Origin of the sequence: Paenibacillus sp. GbtcB18, from assembly GCF_019091125.1 — a bacterium.
Classification (GTDB): domain Bacteria; phylum Bacillota; class Bacilli; order Paenibacillales; family NBRC-103111; genus Paenibacillus_F; species Paenibacillus_F chitinolyticus.
Genome location: NZ_JAGXJX010000007.1, coordinates 251,239 through 268,601, shown reverse-complemented (window position 1 = coordinate 268,601; position 17,363 = coordinate 251,239). Strand labels below are relative to the sequence as shown.

The following is a 17,363-nucleotide window of genomic DNA, read 5'->3' as shown; positions in this document are numbered from 1 at the left end:
CGTCACATAGTATTAACTTGTACCCTATCATAGTTCGGTCCGGTTCATCTGTCAACGGATTTCCGGCCTATTTTTAACAAAGAAATGGAAATTTACCCAGCTCTATCCCGTCTATTATTTGACGGTTTTGTTGTACTTCTCGATCTTCGACGTGATATCCTTCGCGGCCGCATCTAAAGCGTCCTTCGGAGACTTCTTGTTGTTCAGCACTTCCTCGATCGCCCCTTCGACAATCTGTCTGGCTTCCGGGAATACGCCCATGACGGCGCCCTGAGTAGCCGTGTTCAGCTTCGTTTGGTGCAGTTGGTCGACAGCAGTCTGGAACTGCGGGAAGTTTTTCATGTTGTCTTTGACGCTCTGCTCGTCATACGCCTTCTTCGTGATCGGGAAGTAGCCGGTGTTGATGTGCCAGTACGCCTGCTCTTTAGGCGAAGTCAGGAACTTGATGAAGTCCCAGGTCGCTTTCTGCTCGTCGTCCGCACGGTCATTCATGATCCACAGGCTCGCTCCGCCTACAACGACGCCTCCGTCTTTGGCGTTGGCCGGTTTCGGCAGGAAGCCGGTTCCGACTTCGAACTTGCCTTTGGAGCTGTCCACAAGACCCTTCAGGGCTGCCGTGGAATCGAGAATCATGCCGACTTGGCCGGCGGAGAAAGCTTTCTTGGAGTCGTCCGTCTTACGGCCCAAGTTGTTCATCGCTTTGCTGTCCACCATGTTCTTCCACCAAGTGAGCGTCTGGACGCCCGCTTCGGAATTGACGAGCGATTGGGTCGCCAGCTCTTTGCGGCCGTTGCCGTTGTTGATGTATTCCGCACCTTGATTGGCGAAAAACTGCTCCATAAACCAGCCGTAAATCGCGAAGTTACCGCCGGTCGCCTTGCCCGTTTTCGAAATGGCTTCGGCCGCTTTCTGAAACTCTTCATACGTGGCCGGCGGTTTTTCCGGGTCGAGTCCGGCCGCTTTAAACAAGTCCTTATTATAGTAGAGAACCGGATTGGACGTGTTGAACGGCATAGAGAACAGTTTGTCGTTAAACGTGTAGTAGCCGGTAATGTTCGGCTCCAGCTGCGTCAGATCGTATTTGTCCGCATCTATGAAATTTTGCATAGGGGTAACCATCTTGGAGTCGATCATGAAGCGGCTTCCGATTTCGTACATTTGGACGACGGAAGGGCCTTCTTTCGTACCCATCGAAGCTTTCAGCTTACTGAGCAGGTCGTCATAGGAGCCCTGGAATACCGCTTCCACTTTAATTTTGTCTTGGGAAGCGTTGTAATCGGCCACGAGCTGGTCGACGACTTTCGTGTTGGCTCCGCCCATGGCGTGCCAGAAAACGACTTTCTTCGGTCCGCCGGCGGAACCGCTGTCCGCGCCTCCTTTGTCGCCCGTACCGGCGGTATCCGATCCGCCGCAGCCGGCGGAGACGAGCATAACAGCCGTCAATAAAGAAGCAGCCATCCCTTTTTTATTCATAGCTATTTCTTCCCCCTAGTTAAACAAGATTAGTTTGGTTTATTTATGAATCATCCGCCACCGGAAAACCGGCGGCAGATCAGACATCGGAGTAAATTTCCGTCAGCCTTTGACCGCACCTGCCGTAATCCCTCTTACGAGCTGCTTGACGCCCAGCGCGAGCAGCAGGAAGGACGGAAGCAGGACGATAGTGATTCCCGCGAGAATCATGTTCCACGACATGACTTCCGCATGCTGGAGCATGGCGACGCCGATCTGGACGGTCCGCATGGACACCTTGTTCGTGATGAGCAAAGGCCAGAGATAGCTGTTCCAGTGCGTCAGGAACTCATAGACGGCAAGCGTGGATAAGGCCGGCTTGGAGAGCGGCAGCACGATGGAGAAGAAGTTCCGCCAGTGTCCGCATCCGTCGATCTTCGCCGCATCGAACAATTCGTGCGGCAGCTGGAGGAAAAACTGGCGAAGCAGGAACACGCCGAAGGCCGCCGCCATAAAAGGCACGATCAGGCCCGGGTAACTGTCCATCCATCCCCATGACTTGATCGTCAGGTAGTTCGGAATGATGGTGACTTCCCACGGGATCATCATGGTCGCCAGGAAAACCATGAACAGGGCATTTTTCCCCGTGAAATTCAGAAAAGAGAACGCGTAGGCCGCCATGGCGGACGTAATGACCTGGCTAACCATAATCGCCGACGACACGATAAAGCTGTTCAGAATGAACTGAAAGACCGGGACGTTGTCGATTGCGGCTTTAAAATTCCCCCAGTAGAGCTGGCTCGGCACAAGCGCCGGCGGGAATTTGGAAACCTCCTGCTCCGTCATGAACGAAGAGAAGACCGTAAACAGAAGCGGGTACAGGACCACCAGGGCCAGCACGATAAGAAGCAGGTAGAGCAGCGTATTGTTCAGTCTCCGTGCGATCATTGATAATGCACCTTCTTTTCCAGAACCGTAAACTGCAGAACGGTCAATATCAGAATGATAAAGAAGAGAATGAGCGCCTCGGCGCTGCCCGTTCCGAAACGGAAATTGACGAAGGCTTCCTGGTAGATGGAGTAAACGACCACATTCGTCGAATCCATCGGGCCGCCTTTAGTCAGAATGTTGATTTGTCCGAACGCCTGGAACGCTCCGATCACCGATACGATTAGAGCGAAGAACAGCGTCGGGGACAACAGCGGCAGAACGATCTGGAGGAAGGTGCGCACCGGACCGGAGCCGTCGATTTTGGCGCTCTCGTAAATTTCTTCCGGCACCCCCTGCATACCGCTGGACAGGACGATAAAGAGGAAGCCCATGTTCATCCAGACAGTCATGAGGGAAACGGAGATCAGCGCCCAAGAGGGATCGGTCAGCCACGGAATGGCTTGGATGTGAACCAGGCTCAGGAAGTAATTGAGCATGCCGGCCGTAGGATGAAACAGCAGCAGCCAGATGATCGAGCCCGTACCTACCGAAATGACGAGGGGCAGGGAAAACACGAACTGGAAGATCTTCATCCCTTTCAGCTTATTGTGTGTAAAGGCCGCCAGGAGCAAAGCCCAGATGATACTAGTCGGCACGGTATATAAAATAAAGAGCAGCGTCACTTTCAAGTCCGAATAAAACTGGCCCGACTGAAACAAATCGACGAAGTTATCAAACCATACGAATTCGGCTACACGCCCCCTCGGATCGGTGAGCGTCATACTCAGGTAAACCGATCTCAGCATCGGGTAGAACAAAAAGGTGGCGAAAATAATCAGGGACGGCGCCAGAAAGAAATACGCAAGCGCGTTTTCCCGCCATCTTTTCTTTTTTGATAAAACGCTTTCATGACTTGGCAAGCGGCATACCCCTCTCTCTCAATCGTGCTTTATACCCTACCCGTCCGGAGGTTCATCTGCAGCTTGAACCCGGATCCGGCTTCACCGGAGGAAGTCCTTTTTAGGGAGAACATATCCGGTAAAACGGCGGATAGCCGTTATAATTCGACAGAAAAAAGATTCACATAAATTGCAAGGCCGCCTGGACCTTGCAACTTACGTGAATCTCCACATCTCCGTCACAAATTATTAACTTATTTCATATCATAAGCGGTAAAACCGGCTATGTCAACGCTTACAGACCATTTTTTTACTCAAAAAAAACGGAATCATCCTGTAGATAGATGACTCCGTTACGGTTTATTTCATTTTTAGCTGTTTTTGGAGGTTTCGGCCTCCGTCGCAATCTGCCAACGGACGCCGTAAGCATCCTCGATTCTGCCGAACATCGTGCCCCAGAACATCCGCTGCAGAGGCATCAGAACTTTGCCGCCCTCCGAAAGTGCGCCGAAGACCTGCTCCGCTTCGGTATCCGTGCCGAATTCAAGCGTAAGGTCCAGCCCGCTCCCCCTCTCTACCCCATCGCTGTCCGCCATATAAAACGTTAACCCGCACGCTTTCAGCACCAGATGCATCACCCGGTCGCGATCTTGCCCGTATTGGGCAGGCGCATCGCCGAAAGTTTGAATGCTCACAATTTCACCCCGCAGGGCCCGTGCATAAAACGCCCCCTGCTCCCTCGCATTTTCACTGTACAAATACGGTCGTAAAACAGCCATCGGAATTTCTCCTTCGCGTTTTATTCAAGCCTAAATTTTACTGTTTCAACTTTCCTAGAAAAGGGTATGGCAATTCAGGAGTCTATACGCTGGAATATTTCCCCTTTGAAACTGCCTAAAATCCTTTCTCGTAATAAAACTTTTACATACTTCATTCCATCCCTGCAATCGAGGAGGTTTGTATTTGTGCCAACGGACGAAAATCTTTCAGATCCATCTTGGATTCATGAACGCTGCGGCAGGAGGATGGAGCCTTTTTACTGGATTCTTACTTTCGAGGCTCTTGCTCTGCTTTTGCTGTTGGGTCTTGCCCTCGCTATAGGTCCGGTTTACCTGGCCGTCACTTTCCGCCATTTCTGGTCCTACCTCTCGCTCCTTCTTATTATCCCGGGTCTTTGGCTCATCCGGTTTTCCATTCTCACGTTAAAGGCTTATATCTGGAAAAACCGCCACCTGGACCGCTACAGCCTGTACGAGGATGAGATCCGTTACCTGCATTATGAACAGGCGGAAAAAGAAGAAGGCACCGTCCGCCTGGATGAAGTGGACCTGGTGTACATCGCGTACTACGTCGCTCAATACCATTACGCTTACAAAAAGACGAAATGGTTCGAAAGCCAGTCCGTCTTCGACTTGCTTCCCATGCTGTACGTCCGTTACCGGAGGGACGCGCAGGAGCGGATCCTGAAAATCCCTTTCTATGAATGGCCGGATTTGAAAAAGTGGCTGAAGCACTTCAAACAGCGGGGCTCCATCGAAATTTGGGCGACGGATCTTCTGCTGGAGCAGAAGACAGAAGCCGAGCAGCTCTCGGCGCTGCGGGAGCCTCTCGATACCGCTCCTTTCGACATCGAAAGAAAGGGCTTCAAGAAACGGCTCGACAACCTGCTGTACGGGCTCGGCCGCAAGCGCAGCGAGCGGGAACGCGCGGAGCAGGGTACCGCGGAGGGAAGCTCCGGCGGCGCCAGAACCATGCGGGCCGGAAGCGGCGCGCCTCAGCCTCAGTGGCGGTTTGGGGAGGGAGGAGCGGCCGTCAGAGAGAACGGCTCCGGTCAAAGGACGCGCCAGACAAGCTCGAGAAAGCCTCGCATGTCTACCGTGGTGATTTTCGCGCTGCTCTTCGCTTCCCTGTACGTGCTGACCGGTTTCGCAGTCGACGGCCGGGTATCCCCGGACAACATGTGGCTCTGCATCGGCTGTTTCCTCGCCGCGGGAGCCGCCTATTTCGTCATGGCGGACCGCTTGACCTTCTGGCACGCCGTCCGGTTTACGCTCACCGCTTTTATCGGGTGGGTGCTCACCGGAGCTTGCATGCCTCTGACGGACACCGGAGCGGGAGGAGAGTTTTACACCACGGCCATCGGCGCGACCATTTTGCTGCCTCTGACAGTATGGCTTCCCTTCGGGATGGTCTGGTGGATCCGCAGACAATTCGGTCTGAACGAAGGAGAGGAGGTCACGCTATGAGCCTGTATGCCGATATGTTTATTTCGAAGTGGCATCTGATTACGCTCGGTCTTATTCTCATCGCCTGGATTGCCCTTATCGCGGGCGGTTACGACAAGCGGACGATCCTCCGCAGCGGAGGCGGAGCCGTGCTTCTTTTGTACATCGTTTCGACCATTCCGATCGCCACCATCACCCACGGGGCCCATAAAATCGACGAGTCGATGCGTTCGGAGCTCGACCGGCATTACCAGGAGCGGATGAGCAAGTCCGAGGTCCGGGAAGATATCGACCGTCTGGCCGTTGCCGCGGGCGCTTTCTCCGATGACGACTCCTACGATATCCGGGTATATGTCGGAAATTACAGCTCCTCGTACACATTCCAGGGCAGCCTGACCTTCACTACCTATGATGCCCAAGGTCAAGTCGTTCATGAAAAATCGTATGACAACGTCATAATCGCACCCGGCGAGAAAAAAAAGCTCGACAACTACTACACGTCGAACACATTCGTTACCTACCGGTATACCTTTACCGCCCGGTAGACGGCCAACCCTACCCGTCCGAACGGCCGCATAATATTTGGGCACGGGGGCTTGCTGCCCGCTCCGCTCTATTCCCTGACGCAAGGATAAGCAGCGGCAAAAGAAAAACAAAGCATGGCCGGGTTTTTAAGATCCGGGCATGCTTTGTTTAGTTGGACGCGGCTCCCGATTCCTCGAGCCACTGCCCGTCCGCCGGAACGTCGGTGCGTTCCGACAGCCCCTCCTGCTCCAGGCGCGCGAGAAGAGCCTCGCGCGTCAGGAGGCAGTGATTGATCGCCTCCATATGCACGGCGATCACCCGCGTTTGCGGCGCGTTGCGGCAAACGGCAACCACATCGTCGGCCGTCATCGTGATCGGATCGCCGGCCTTGAAAACGGCACCGCCTGCGTTCACGACCGTTACCGCAGGCTGATGCCTCTCCAGCGCCTCCGCCACTTCGGCGCAGTAGATCGTATCGCCGGCGATATAAACCGCCGGCTCTCCTTCTGCGCGGAGTACGAAGCCCGACACCGGCCCCATCGCTGCGCCGATGTCGCCGGTTCCGTGCCGGCCGGATGTGCGCGCGATGCGGAGACCGCGCCAGGCCGTCTCCTCTTCTACGGCGGATACGTCCGTGAAGCCCTGCTCCGCAAGCGGCTCTGCGTCCCCCGGCTGGCACAGGACGGGCGTTCCCTTGGGCAGCCTTCCGGCGGCCTCCGCATCCCAGTGATCGGGGTGCAGATGCGTGATCAGCACCAGGTCCGGCTCCAGCAGGTCTTCCGCGGGTACCGGAAGCGGTACGAGCGGGTTGCGCCGGTCGTTGGCCGTGTTCGGGATCGGCGGGTTGGCCCCGGCTCCGCTCAGCATCGGATCCACGAGAATGCGCCGGCCTCCGTATTCGAGCCACAGCGTTGCGTTACGTATCAAACGGATTTTCATAGAATCGCCTCCCTAAGTGCCAATATCTTTTTAAAAAAGGATTTGATACAATTTTATAAAAAGAGAAGCGGCTCCGGGAAGGACCCCATGAAAGATCTGAGGTTGTCTCTTTTTCACCATGAAAGTATTTCGGAAGGCGGATGGACATGTTCAGCATTGATGATACGGATCACAAGATTTTGCAGTGCCTTCTGGAGGATGCGACCCGCTCGAATAAAGAGATCGGCCTCAAAGTTCATTTGACCGGCCAGGCGGTAGGAGCAAGAATCCGGAAGCTGGAGGATTGGGGCATTATCGAGGGGCGGACCCTCAAGTGGAACCCGGAAAAGCTTGGCCTTACGGTGCACGCGATGGTCACGGTATTTCTGAAATCCCAAAACGCCCACGGTGATCTGCAAACGTTCGTCTCCGGCGACCCCCGCGTTCTGGAAGCCCATCGCGTCAGCGGAGAGGGCTGTTACTGGCTGCGTGTACAGGTCGGAGGCAATGAGGATCTCAATGCCTTCCTCGACGATTTACTCAAGTACGGCAATTATAAAGTCAGTTTATCCATCGGCAAAGTCAAATAAGGTCCCCATCATTTCCCGGAATAAAACAAAGAAGCTGTCCACAACATAAAGTTGTGAACAGCTTCTCTCGTTTAGCTGAAATTACAGCTTAACAACGTTCTCAGCTTGTGGTCCGCGGTTGCCTTGAACTACGTTGAACTCAACGCGTTGGCCTTCGTCCAGGGACTTGAAGCCTTCGCCTTGGATTGCGGAGAAGTGTACGAATACATCGTTGCCGCCTTCAACTTCGATAAAACCAAAGCCTTTTTCAGCGTTGAACCATTTAACTGTACCAGTTTGCATGTGTGGTACCTCCTAGAAATTAAATTAACATGTTCTTTTTACTCTTGAAGCAAATAAAAATTCACATATTATAAAAGGCTCCATCTCACAAATGATAACCCTTTATAATAAGTGAATTCCAGGTTTCAAATACTCGATTGATTTCATTTTACCATAGGCAATTTCCAAGTGCAAGTTATTTTCCAATTCTTTTAGGAAAACAATTTTTGCGGTAACTTTTGCAAACCTGATTAAAGAAAAAGCAATGCGGTTAATACTAAGCAACCAGGCATCACAAACTAAAACATAAACATTTAGGAGGTAATCTAGATGAGTTTCTTATGGTCCTTAATTATCGGTGGTATCATCGGTTGGTTAGCCGGCATGATTATCGGTAAAGATATTCCCGGCGGCATTATCGGCAACATTATCGCAGGTTTCTTGGGCGCATGGCTCGGCGGTCTTCTGCTTGGCAACTGGGGTCCCGAAGTCGGAGGATTCTACTTCTTCCCTGCTTTGATCGGTGGTATCGTACTGGTATTCATCGTCAGCCTGATCCTGCGTTCTATGGGAAGCAAACGGGTATAACCCCCGCGCTAACCTGAAATATAGGATAAAAAAGACTACGCGAAACAATCGCGTGGTCTTTTTTTGCGCTTTTACCACGCTATGTTGCAGTTTCACAGCGCATTTCCAGTCATTTGCAACTTTTGAAACTATTTGTCCGTTTTAATACAGAGAAAAATTCCAGATTAATCCATGAGGAGAGTGGCTGTCATGAAAAAATATATCATCGGTTTTGCCGTTGGAGCGATTGTATCCGCATCGACGGCAGCTTACGCAGGCAACACGATGCAAGCTGTACTTTTCCCCGCAAAATATCAGGTAAACGGCGAGTCGAAAACGTTGCCCGACGACTATAAAACATTAAACGTGGACGGACACGCTTATGTGCCGATCCGCTTCGCGGCGGAAAGCCTTGGCGCCGTAGTGGCTTATGAAGGCAAAACAAACACCATTTCCATCGATAACGGGTTTAACGTGACCGCTATGGACAGCACCATCCGCGCCGGCCATCTGAAAGTGTCCGACGCCGCCAGCAGCACCGTGGAAGGTCAGCTTTACATAGGCCAGGATCACTGGGACCGCATAGCGCAAGCGCGGAACAGTATTGAGCCAGGCTCGGAGATCGACGTGGAGGGAACTATCTTGTTTTTTGATGCTCAAGGAAAACATATGGGCCAAGCCCCGCTAGAGACCAAGTTTACGGCTGAAGGCGATCAAATCAAACCCTTCAAAGCGGTTGCCGACCACAACGTAAGCGGCTATGCCTTCGCTTCTCTTCAAGCCGGGCCCGTGCCGCATCCGCTGCCTGTTCCTCCGGATCTGTCCATCACCGACGGGACCGGAACTCTTGGAATCGGAACGCTGAAGCTGATTAAACAGAACGATTTCACGAAAGTGAGCGGCTGGGTTAGCGTGAAGAAACCGGGTACGCTCCGCTTCGATGCGACCCTCCAATTTTATGATGCGGAAGGCCGGGAGCTCGGCACCACCACTGTAAAAGGCACGATCGTCGGAAGCACCGGGGAAAGCCTATCGGCAACCACGTTCGAAACGGCCGGCAAAGGCGATCTCACCGGCTATAAATCCGTAAAGGTAAAGCTGAATTCCGTCGACCCTGTCCAATAAGTCTTGGCTTCGCGTTTCGAGGCTTATGACTTAAGCCGTCAGTTTGCCGCTATAATTGAATTCAGTCCCCTTTAGTAGCCAGTGCCGGGCAACCTGCGCACTAATCGTTACTTGGAGGGGATTTTTTTCGCGGCATTATCCGGTTGTCCGGGTAAAGAGAGACATACCCTAGTCTGTCCAAAAATGAAGGAGGCTGTTTCCCATGGCTAAAAAATTCGACTATTCGATGGATTACGAGCATCTGGACCTCCGCAAAAAACCGGAACTGTACACCGTAGGCCGCGGAGAACAAGGCGTCCTGCTCGTCGAGCCCTATAAGAGCGAGATTTTGCCGCACTGGCGGTTTAAAACGCCGGAAATCGCGAAGGAATCTTCGGAGAAAATTTATGACCTTTTTATGGATTATAAAAAATCGGGTGATTTTATCGGAATGGACATGGCGAGAAAATTTCTCCAGATGGGCTATACGCGCGCCAGGCGTTACACGAACCACAAGGGAGGCCGGAAATATTCCAAAGAAGACGGCTCGATCCTGCCCTACCAGAACGATCCCGTAAAAGCGGAGTCCGCCGCCATATTTAAAGCTCAATGGGAAATCGCGAAGACGGACAAAGACTATATCCGCATGAAAAAAGAACACCAGGATAAATACGAGAAGGAGAAAAAAAAACAGTCTCCGGATTAATGAGTTTTTTCTTTTTCCTGACTGGGGATCGTAAAATGCCGCCACTCCGGCGGGAGGAGAGACTGGTAACGCCTTTGCAGAAAGCGGTCGTCGATCAGGACCAGCGTCCCATAGTCGTTCTCCGTCCGTATCAGACGGCCGCCGGCCTGCATGACTTTATTCATGCCCGGGAACACATACGCGTAATCGAAGCCGCTGCGGCCGTCCCGGTCAAAATGCTCTTTGATGATATTCCGCTCCGGCCCTACCTGGGGGAGCCCTACACCCACCACGACCACGCCCGTAAGCCGGTCCCCTCTCAGGTCGATGCCTTCGGAGAAAATCCCGCCCATGACGGCAAAGCCGATCAGCGTGCGGGAAGAGTCCGCCCGGAACGAGGCGAGAAAGGATTCCCGCTCCTCCTCCGGCATCGACGGCTGCTGGACCAGGATGCGCAGCATGCGGCTGCCGTGGTCCCCGCTCTCTGTTTCAATGCCGGAGCAGCCAGAACCGCCAGAACTGCCGGAGCCCGCTTCCTCCGCCGGGATAGACCCGCCGCCGCTCTCATCCCAAGCCGGCAGCCGGTCTTGAAGCAAGACTTCCTCCGCTTCGAAAGCAGTACCTGACGCCGCTTCCGTACCGCCCGCTTCTCCGTCAACCTCAGCGCCGTATTGCGATCCTCCCTCCTGTTCCAGGAAAAGAGCGGCCACCTCCCGCATGTATTCGTAAGAAGGAAAGAAGACGAGATAATTGCCCGGTTTCTCGCGGACGAGCTTCCCCAAAAGCCGCGAGATCGGCAGCTTGGTCTTATCCCGGTCCTTGTAGCGGGTGGAAAGCGGCTCGATCCATACATCGAGCTGCTCCTGCCGGAACGGCCACGGAATCGCCACCGTGTAATCATCCTCTCCGCCGCCCAGCATATCCATATAGTAGGAAAAAGGCGTCAGCGTGGCGGAGAAAAACACATGCGCCCGATACCCTTTCCCCATCTGCGCCAGCAGCGCGGAGGGGTCCAGGCAGAGCAGCTTGAGCCGCACGTCGCTGCGCTGCACCTCGGCGAGGGTCACATACCGCTCGTCGTAGTACTTCGCCGTGCGCAGAAAGCTCTGCACCGCGAAGTAGGTGCCGAGCAGAAGCTCCTGCGCCTCGCCGCCCTGCCCGGGAGTGGAGAGCTCCCGCTCCGCCTGCTGCGCGAACGCTTCCAGCAGGACCGGCAGCTCTTCCGCCACTTCCCGGAGCACGAAGCTGCCGCCGCTGCCCTGTTCCTTACGGAAGGCGATGAAATAGTCGTTCACGGCCTTGGCCGCGGCTTCCACGGCGGAGTTCCGCTCCTTGAAATCCCTTTTCAGCTGCAGAAAAGGGGCTTTCGTCAATTCCGCGGAAAACATCTCTCTGCCGCGGTCCACAAGATTGTGCGCCTCGTCGATCAGAAGCGCCGTCTGCTTTTTCACTTCCTCCGGAAGCCGCTTGAGATATACTTTAGGGTCGAAAATATAATTGTAGTCGCAGATAACCGCGTCGGCCGCATAAGCCGCATCAAGCGAAAACTCGAACGGACACACTTTGTGCTTGCGCGCGTACGTCTCGATGACACTCCGGTTCATCAGCTTTTCATGGGACAGCATGTCCAGGACAGCCCCATTCACCCGGTCATAATACCCGTCGGCAAACTCGCATATTTCCTTCCTGCAATCCACCTCATCACGGAAACAAATCTTGTCTTTCGCCGTCAGCGTGACGGTACGCATATGAAGCCCCCGCTCGATCATGAGGGAAAAAGCTTCCTCCGCGGCCGTACGCGTCAGCGTCTTCGCCGTCAGATAGAAAATCCGCTGGAGCAGTCCTTCACCCACCGCCTTAACGGACGGAAAAAGGGTCGAAATGGTTTTGCCCGTGCCGGTAGGCGCATTCGCGAACAGCTTGTGGCCGTCTTTGATCGTTTTGTAGACCGACCCGGCGAACTGCCGCTGGCCTTCCCGGTACGCCGGGTACGGAAACGGCAGCTCTCTGATGCTGGCGTCCCGCTTCCGGCGGTTTTGCAGCTGCATCGCCGCATAAGGAGCATAGAGACGCACGGCTTCGAGCACGGAGGCCTCCATTTCGTTATAGGAATATTCCCGGACGTACCGCTGCTGTTCCTCCGTCCCGACCTGGACATACGTCAGTTGGACTTTCATGCGTTCCCTTCCGTGCTGCCGCGCATACATATAGGCGTAACAGACGGCCTGGGCCCAGTGAACGGGATGGCGGTTTTCCTCCACGAGCCGGGGATCGCCCGTCGAAGATTTGATCTCATCAATCGTAACCTCACCGCCGTCATCATCGAAAAGCAGCCCGTCGCAGCGGCCCTCGAGCACAAATGCCATCCCGTCCAAGAGAATTTCCGTTTGCAGGAAAACCTCCTTCTGATCGCTGTCCCCGTAAGTTTTCTGCACCTTCTGATGGGCCTTGGTTCCTTCGGTTAATGCCGTGGCGGTCCGGAACCCGGATTCGATGCTCCCGCTCCGGTACGCATATTCCACCAGGGTACGGACTGAAATTCTCACTTCACCGTTCATTTTCCTCACCGCCCTTTTTTATAAATACCCGTTCCGCGAACGTTCGTTCTATCTGCCGATTATATCATCCTCGGGATTATTTCCCAACCATAAGCAATCGGGAGGAGCTGAGCGACCAACAACATTGCCGGCTTCAAGACCTTTAGACAAGCCACCAATTCTTTTCGCAAAAAAAGACTCCTCCGCAGACCGGAAAAGTCTTTATGATAGAAATCAAACGAAAAACAGACCGGGTTTATCCCTGCTCTTCCCCGGCGGCGAGCGGGTTCTGCTTTTTCCGGTAATAGTCCAGGACGCCCGCGATCAGGAAAAGAACAACGCCGATGTTAATCGCGATATCGGCCAGATTCAGAATGCCCCCGCCGGGACGGAATTCAAGAAAATCCGTCACTTTGCCGAACCAGAAACGGTCGATGGCATTTCCCGCAGCGCCTCCCGTCAGAAATCCCATGCTCGCATCCATCAGCGGGCCATGAATTTCCCCTTTACGGCGATAGTAAAGCACGATGGCGATGAACACAACCGCCAGAACGGCGAATACGCGCGCATATCCCTGAAACCTGCTTCCGGCCATCCCGCTGTTCTCATAATGCGTAAGCGCCATACTCCCCCAGAACGGCACGGATTCCCCGACCGCCATCGTGGCGCGAATTAAAGCTTTCACAAACTGGTCGGCAGCTGCAACCAAGGCGGCAGTGAAATAAAACAGCATAACAGCTCTCTCCTTCCGATTGGCAAGCTTTCGATCCTTAACGGCATAAATTGTTCCACAAGGAACATTTTCGCTATCTCCCGGATCGTTTTCAGGCCATATGCCCGGGCATCGTTTTTAGATGGCGCCTTCTATATTTTTGAACTGATTGTAGAACATCCGGTAGTACACGCCCTGCTGTCCGATCAGCGAATCGTGTGCGCCTTTTTCCACAATTTCTCCGTGGTCGATGACCATAATGGTATCCGCATCCCGGATTGTGTTCAGCCTGTGCGCGATAATAAAGCTGGTCCGGTCCTGCATAACCTTGAGCAGCGCATCCTGGATGTGAAGTTCCGTGCGCGTATCGATGCTGCTTGTCGCTTCGTCCAGGATGAGGATAGAAGGCTGTGCCAGAATAACCCGTGAAATCGCAAGAAGCTGCCGCTGGCCCTGGCTTAAATTCCCGCCGTTCTCCGAAAGGAGGGTTTCGTATTTCGCGGGAAGCCGGTTAATGAACACGTCCGCGTTAGCCATGGCGGCAGCGGCTTCGACCTCGGCATCCGTGGCATCCGGTCTGCCGTATTTGATATTTTCCTTGATCGTTCCCGAGAAAAGGTACGTATCTTGGAGCACGATACCGAACGTCCTCCGCAGGCTGTCCCGCGTATACTCGCGGATATCCCTCCCGTCGATCAGGATGCGGCCCCCGGTAACATCGTAAAACCTTGTCAAAAGGTTGACGATAGTCGTCTTGCCCGCCCCCGTCGGACCGACAAGCGCCGTGGAGCTGCCTTGGGCGGAGTCGAAACTTACGTTGTTCAGAATGGGCACATCCGGGCGGTAGCCGAAGCTTACCTGTTCAAAAACGACGTGTCCCTTCGGATGGAGAAGCTCGACGGCCCCCTCGGAATCAGAAGGCTCCTCTTTCTCGTCGATGACCTCGAACACCCGCTCCGCCCCCGCCACACCCGACTGGAGAATATTGAAAATGTTGGCCAGGTCGTTCAAAGGACGGACAAATTGCCGCGAATAGCTTAAAAAACTCGCGATAACCCCGACGGTAATATCCCCGCGCACGGCGAGAATCCCCCCGACCAAAGCTACGGCGGCAAAGCCGATATTATTAATGACGTTAAGCAGAGGCATCAGGAATCCGGAACGGATTTGCGCCTTGAGCCCCACCTCGCACAGCTCCGCATTGACCCGCTCGAACTCCGCAATCGCCTTTTCTTCGTGATTGAACGCTTTGACGACCTGGAGACCGGAAATGGTCTCTTCGATATGTCCGTTCAGTTTGCCGAGCTGGATCTGCTGGTTTTTGAACAGGACGCTCGTTTTCTTCGTAATGGTCCGGGTCAGCACGAACAGGATCGGTACGGTGACCAGGCTGGCCAGCGTCAGCGTCGGACTGAGCGCTAGCATCATCGCCAGAGAGCCGACAATCGCGATGACGCCGCTCATAAGCTGAGTGGTGGACTGCGAAATCGTGCTGCTCACATTGTCGATATCGTTGGACAGGCGGCTCATCATTTCCCCGTGAGGCCGGGTATCGAAGTAAGCGACCGGAAGCTTCTGAAGCTTGGCGAAAAGAGCTCCCCGCAGCCGCATCACAATCCGCTGCGATACGCCTGCCATAAGCCAGCTCTGGAGGAAGGTGAACACCGCGTCGATGAGGTACGCCAGCAAGAGGACCAGCACCATCGTCTTCAGGATGCCGAAATCGACGCCTTGTTCCGGATGAGACATCGCATCCACGGAGACCCCGATCAGATAAGGACCCACCAGAGTGAGAGCCGCTCCGATCAGAATCAGGGCGAAAATGACCGTCAGCAGCTTCCGTTCGCTGCCGAAATAAGCCCACAGCCTGCGCAAAGTCCCCTTGAAATTCTTCGGCTTCACGACCGGTCCGCGGCCGCGCATTCCCCCGTGCCCACGCCCTCCTCTGGGCGAGACCGTCACGGGGCTGCCGGTAAGGTTCTGGCCGCCCGGCCGTTCTTGGGAAGCTGTCATATCAACCGACCTCCTTTCCCATTTGCGACTGGAAGATTTCCCGGTAGACCCGGCAGCTTCCGAGCAGCTCGTCATGCGTGCCGGAGCCTACAATCTCGCCTCGGTCCAGCACGACGATTTTGTCCGCGTCCATGACGGACGTGATCCGCTGAGCGATCAGCAGGCAGGTGAGCCCCTCGGCGTATTTCTTCAGCGCGTCCTTGATCCGCGCTTCCGTGGCGGCATCGACGGCGCTGGTGCAGTCGTCGAGGATAAGAATCTCCGGCTTTCTCACGATCGCGCGAGCAATCGAAAGCCGCTGTTTCTGGCCGCCGGAGAAGTTCACGCCTCCCTGCCCGAGCCTGGTCTCATAGCCCTCGGGCGAAGCGGCTATGAACTCGTGGGCCTCGGCCATCCGGGCCGCATGCTCCATCTCCTCCGGCGAGGCGTCTTCTTTGCCCCAGCGGAGATTGTCGGCCACCGTGCCGGTGAACAGCACGGTTTTCTGGGGCACGACGGCAATCTTCTCTCGCAGGCGGCTCGGCTCCAGTTCTCTGACGTCGGTACCGTTTACCTTGACGGTTCCGGACACCGCGTCATAGAACCGGGGAATGAGGCTGACGAGCGTGCTTTTGCCGGAGCCCGTGGAGCCGATGATGCCGACGGTTTGTCCCGGCTCGCAGGAGAAGGTGACCCGCCTCAGCACCGGCTCGCCGGATGCTCCCTCGTACGAGAACGTGACGTTCTCGAACTCGACGCTGCCTCCGGCAGGCCGAGCGGACGGAGGCGCTGCGACCGGGTTCGGGCCGACGGCAGCAAAGCCTCCCGGACGGGCCGGATCAGCCACGGAGCGAGGCTGCGCCCACGTATGCGCGTCGGTCCGGACTCCGGTCAGCGTGCCGGATGCCGGCTTATCTGCGGAGCTTCCCAAGCTTCCGTTGGCTGCGGATGCAGCTGTGGCCGGAGTTTGCGCAGCCATCGTAGTTTCCTCCGCGAAAATTTCAGCGATCCGGCCCGCGGAAGCCCGCGCACGCACAAACATGTTGAACACCATGGAAATCAGCATGAGCGAGAACAAAATCTGCGTCATGTAATTGACGAAAGCGATAATGTGCCCGGCCTGCATCTGGCCCTGGTCTACACGAAGACCGCCTAACCATAGGACAGCCACAATCCCGAAATTAACGGTCAGCGTAATCCCCGGGTTAAAGGCCGACATAACCCTCATGGCTGTAACCGACCGGGAACGGTACTCTTCGTTCGCTCGGCCGAACTTACCGACTTCGTAATCGAACCGGTTGAAGGCTTTGACGACCCTGACACCGGACAAATATTCCCGTATAATCCCATTAACCCTGTCGAGCGCCTGCTGCACCTTGATAAAGTAAGGAAAGCCCACCTTCATATTGATCGCGATCAGGATGCCGACCACGGGAACGACGACAGCCAGAATAACGGAGAGCGGCGGATTCAGACGGGCCGCCATAATCAAGCTTCCGATGCAGAGCAGCGGCGCTTTGACGAATACGCGCATCAAGCCGTTCACGAACATTTGAACCTGCGTAACGTCGTTCGTTAACCGGGTGACCAGTGAAGCCCGGTCGAACCGGTCGATATTTTCAAAAGACAGGGACTGGATTTTGCGGAATAAATCCGACCTCAGCTCGGCCCCGAACTTCTGCGAGACATGACTTGAGACCACATTGCGGACCGATGCCGAAATGGCCCCCAGCGCGGTTACCAGCAGCATAATGCCGCCCATCCGCCACACGTAATCCATCTGTTTGCCCGCTACGCCCACATCGATGATTTTGGACATCAGCGTCGGCAGCGTGAGATCGCATAAGGCTTCCAATGTCAGAAAAGCGACCGCGGCGCTGAAGGGCTTCCAGTACTTGCTTATATATTTTCGCGAAATGGGCATTCTGTCTCACCTGTCCGTCCTCGTAAACGATAAGTAAACCAC

General features: G+C 54.7%; 16 protein-coding genes. 6 read left to right on the top strand and 10 right to left on the bottom strand.

The genetic code is table 11. From position 1 onward, the window contains the following. Window positions 1-114 precede the first annotated feature (114 nt). The 4 genes from KVT34_RS20900 to KVT34_RS20885 all read right to left on the bottom strand — a co-directional run bounded on the left by KVT34_RS20900 (window position 115) and on the right by KVT34_RS20885 (window position 4,060). A complete protein-coding gene (locus KVT34_RS20900; protein ID WP_217560775.1) occupies window positions 115-1,473 on the bottom strand; it encodes an ABC transporter substrate-binding protein in 1,359 nt (452 codons plus the stop codon). Between the two features lie 102 nt (window positions 1,474-1,575). Next, window positions 1,576-2,400: a carbohydrate ABC transporter permease gene (locus KVT34_RS20895; RefSeq protein ID WP_042231327.1), complete on the bottom strand. Its 825-nt coding sequence runs from the start codon at window positions 2,398-2,400 to the stop codon at window positions 1,576-1,578. After that, entirely contained in the window at window positions 2,397-3,302 is a 906-nt protein-coding gene (locus tag KVT34_RS20890; protein WP_217560774.1) for a carbohydrate ABC transporter permease, read from the bottom strand. The genes KVT34_RS20895 and KVT34_RS20890 overlap by 4 nt, the downstream gene beginning before the upstream one ends. Window positions 3,303-3,652: 350 nt before the next feature. Then, window positions 3,653-4,060 carry a VOC family protein gene (locus KVT34_RS20885; protein ID WP_217560773.1) on the bottom strand — a complete coding sequence of 136 codons (408 nt, stop codon included), beginning with the start codon at window positions 4,058-4,060 and terminating at the stop codon, window positions 3,653-3,655. A 186-nt stretch (window positions 4,061-4,246) separates the two neighbouring features. Here KVT34_RS20885 and KVT34_RS20880 point away from each other — a divergent pair, with 186 nt between their 5' ends. Both KVT34_RS20880 and KVT34_RS31935 read left to right on the top strand, forming a co-directional pair. Next, window positions 4,247-5,527, top strand: coding sequence for a hypothetical protein (locus tag KVT34_RS20880; RefSeq protein WP_217560772.1), 1,281 nt, complete (start codon window positions 4,247-4,249; stop codon window positions 5,525-5,527). Then, window positions 5,524-6,051: a hypothetical protein gene (locus tag KVT34_RS31935; protein WP_254635036.1), complete on the top strand. Its 528-nt coding sequence runs from the start codon at window positions 5,524-5,526 to the stop codon at window positions 6,049-6,051. Before KVT34_RS20880 ends, KVT34_RS31935 begins: the two co-directional genes overlap by 4 nt. A 148-nt stretch (window positions 6,052-6,199) precedes the next feature. On the opposite strand, the gene KVT34_RS20870 is transcribed toward KVT34_RS31935, so the two are convergent. Beyond that, window positions 6,200-6,970, bottom strand: a complete 771-nt coding sequence (locus KVT34_RS20870) for an MBL fold metallo-hydrolase (RefSeq protein ID WP_217560771.1) — start codon at window positions 6,968-6,970, stop codon at window positions 6,200-6,202. A gap of 146 nt (window positions 6,971-7,116) precedes the next feature. On the opposite strand from KVT34_RS20870, the gene KVT34_RS20865 reads away from it, so the two are divergent. Next, window positions 7,117-7,539 (top strand): Lrp/AsnC family transcriptional regulator, encoded by a 423-nt coding sequence (locus KVT34_RS20865; RefSeq protein WP_483311447.1) that lies wholly within the window; start codon window positions 7,117-7,119, stop codon window positions 7,537-7,539. An 81-nt stretch (window positions 7,540-7,620) separates the two neighbouring features. Here KVT34_RS20865 and KVT34_RS20860 read toward each other — a convergent pair whose 3' ends face one another. After that, window positions 7,621-7,821 carry a cold-shock protein gene (locus tag KVT34_RS20860; RefSeq protein ID WP_016423690.1) on the bottom strand — a complete coding sequence of 67 codons (201 nt, stop codon included), beginning with the start codon at window positions 7,819-7,821 and terminating at the stop codon, window positions 7,621-7,623. Window positions 7,822-8,130: 309 nt separating this feature from the next. Here KVT34_RS20860 and KVT34_RS20855 point away from each other — a divergent pair, with 309 nt between their 5' ends. The 3 genes from KVT34_RS20855 to KVT34_RS20845 all read left to right on the top strand — a co-directional run bounded on the left by KVT34_RS20855 (window position 8,131) and on the right by KVT34_RS20845 (window position 10,177). Next, window positions 8,131-8,388: a GlsB/YeaQ/YmgE family stress response membrane protein gene (locus KVT34_RS20855; RefSeq protein WP_042231347.1), complete on the top strand. Its 258-nt coding sequence runs from the start codon at window positions 8,131-8,133 to the stop codon at window positions 8,386-8,388. 189 nt (window positions 8,389-8,577) lie between these two features. After that, a complete protein-coding gene (locus KVT34_RS20850) occupies window positions 8,578-9,492 on the top strand; it encodes a stalk domain-containing protein (RefSeq protein WP_217560769.1) in 915 nt (304 codons plus the stop codon). Between the two features lie 202 nt (window positions 9,493-9,694). Next, window positions 9,695-10,177, top strand: a complete 483-nt coding sequence (locus KVT34_RS20845; protein ID WP_217560768.1) for a DUF4385 domain-containing protein — start codon at window positions 9,695-9,697, stop codon at window positions 10,175-10,177. Here KVT34_RS20845 and KVT34_RS20840 read toward each other — a convergent pair. From KVT34_RS20840 to KVT34_RS20825, 4 genes are all read right to left on the bottom strand, one after another. Beyond that, entirely contained in the window at window positions 10,174-12,714 is a 2,541-nt protein-coding gene (locus KVT34_RS20840) for an ATP-dependent DNA helicase (RefSeq protein ID WP_217560766.1), read from the bottom strand. The genes KVT34_RS20845 and KVT34_RS20840 overlap by 4 nt on opposite strands. Before the next feature lie 235 nt (window positions 12,715-12,949). After that, window positions 12,950-13,426 carry a signal peptidase II gene (lspA, locus tag KVT34_RS20835; RefSeq protein ID WP_217560765.1) on the bottom strand — a complete coding sequence of 159 codons (477 nt, stop codon included), beginning with the start codon at window positions 13,424-13,426 and terminating at the stop codon, window positions 12,950-12,952. A 117-nt stretch (window positions 13,427-13,543) separates the two neighbouring features. Further along, on the bottom strand, window positions 13,544-15,418 hold the full coding sequence (locus KVT34_RS20830; RefSeq protein WP_217560764.1) for an ABC transporter ATP-binding protein: 1,875 nt from the start codon (window positions 15,416-15,418) through the stop codon (window positions 13,544-13,546). A gap of 1 nt (window position 15,419) precedes the next feature. Then, a complete protein-coding gene (locus tag KVT34_RS20825) occupies window positions 15,420-17,321 on the bottom strand; it encodes an ABC transporter ATP-binding protein (protein ID WP_217560763.1) in 1,902 nt (633 codons plus the stop codon). Window positions 17,322-17,363: the final 42 nt, after the last annotated feature.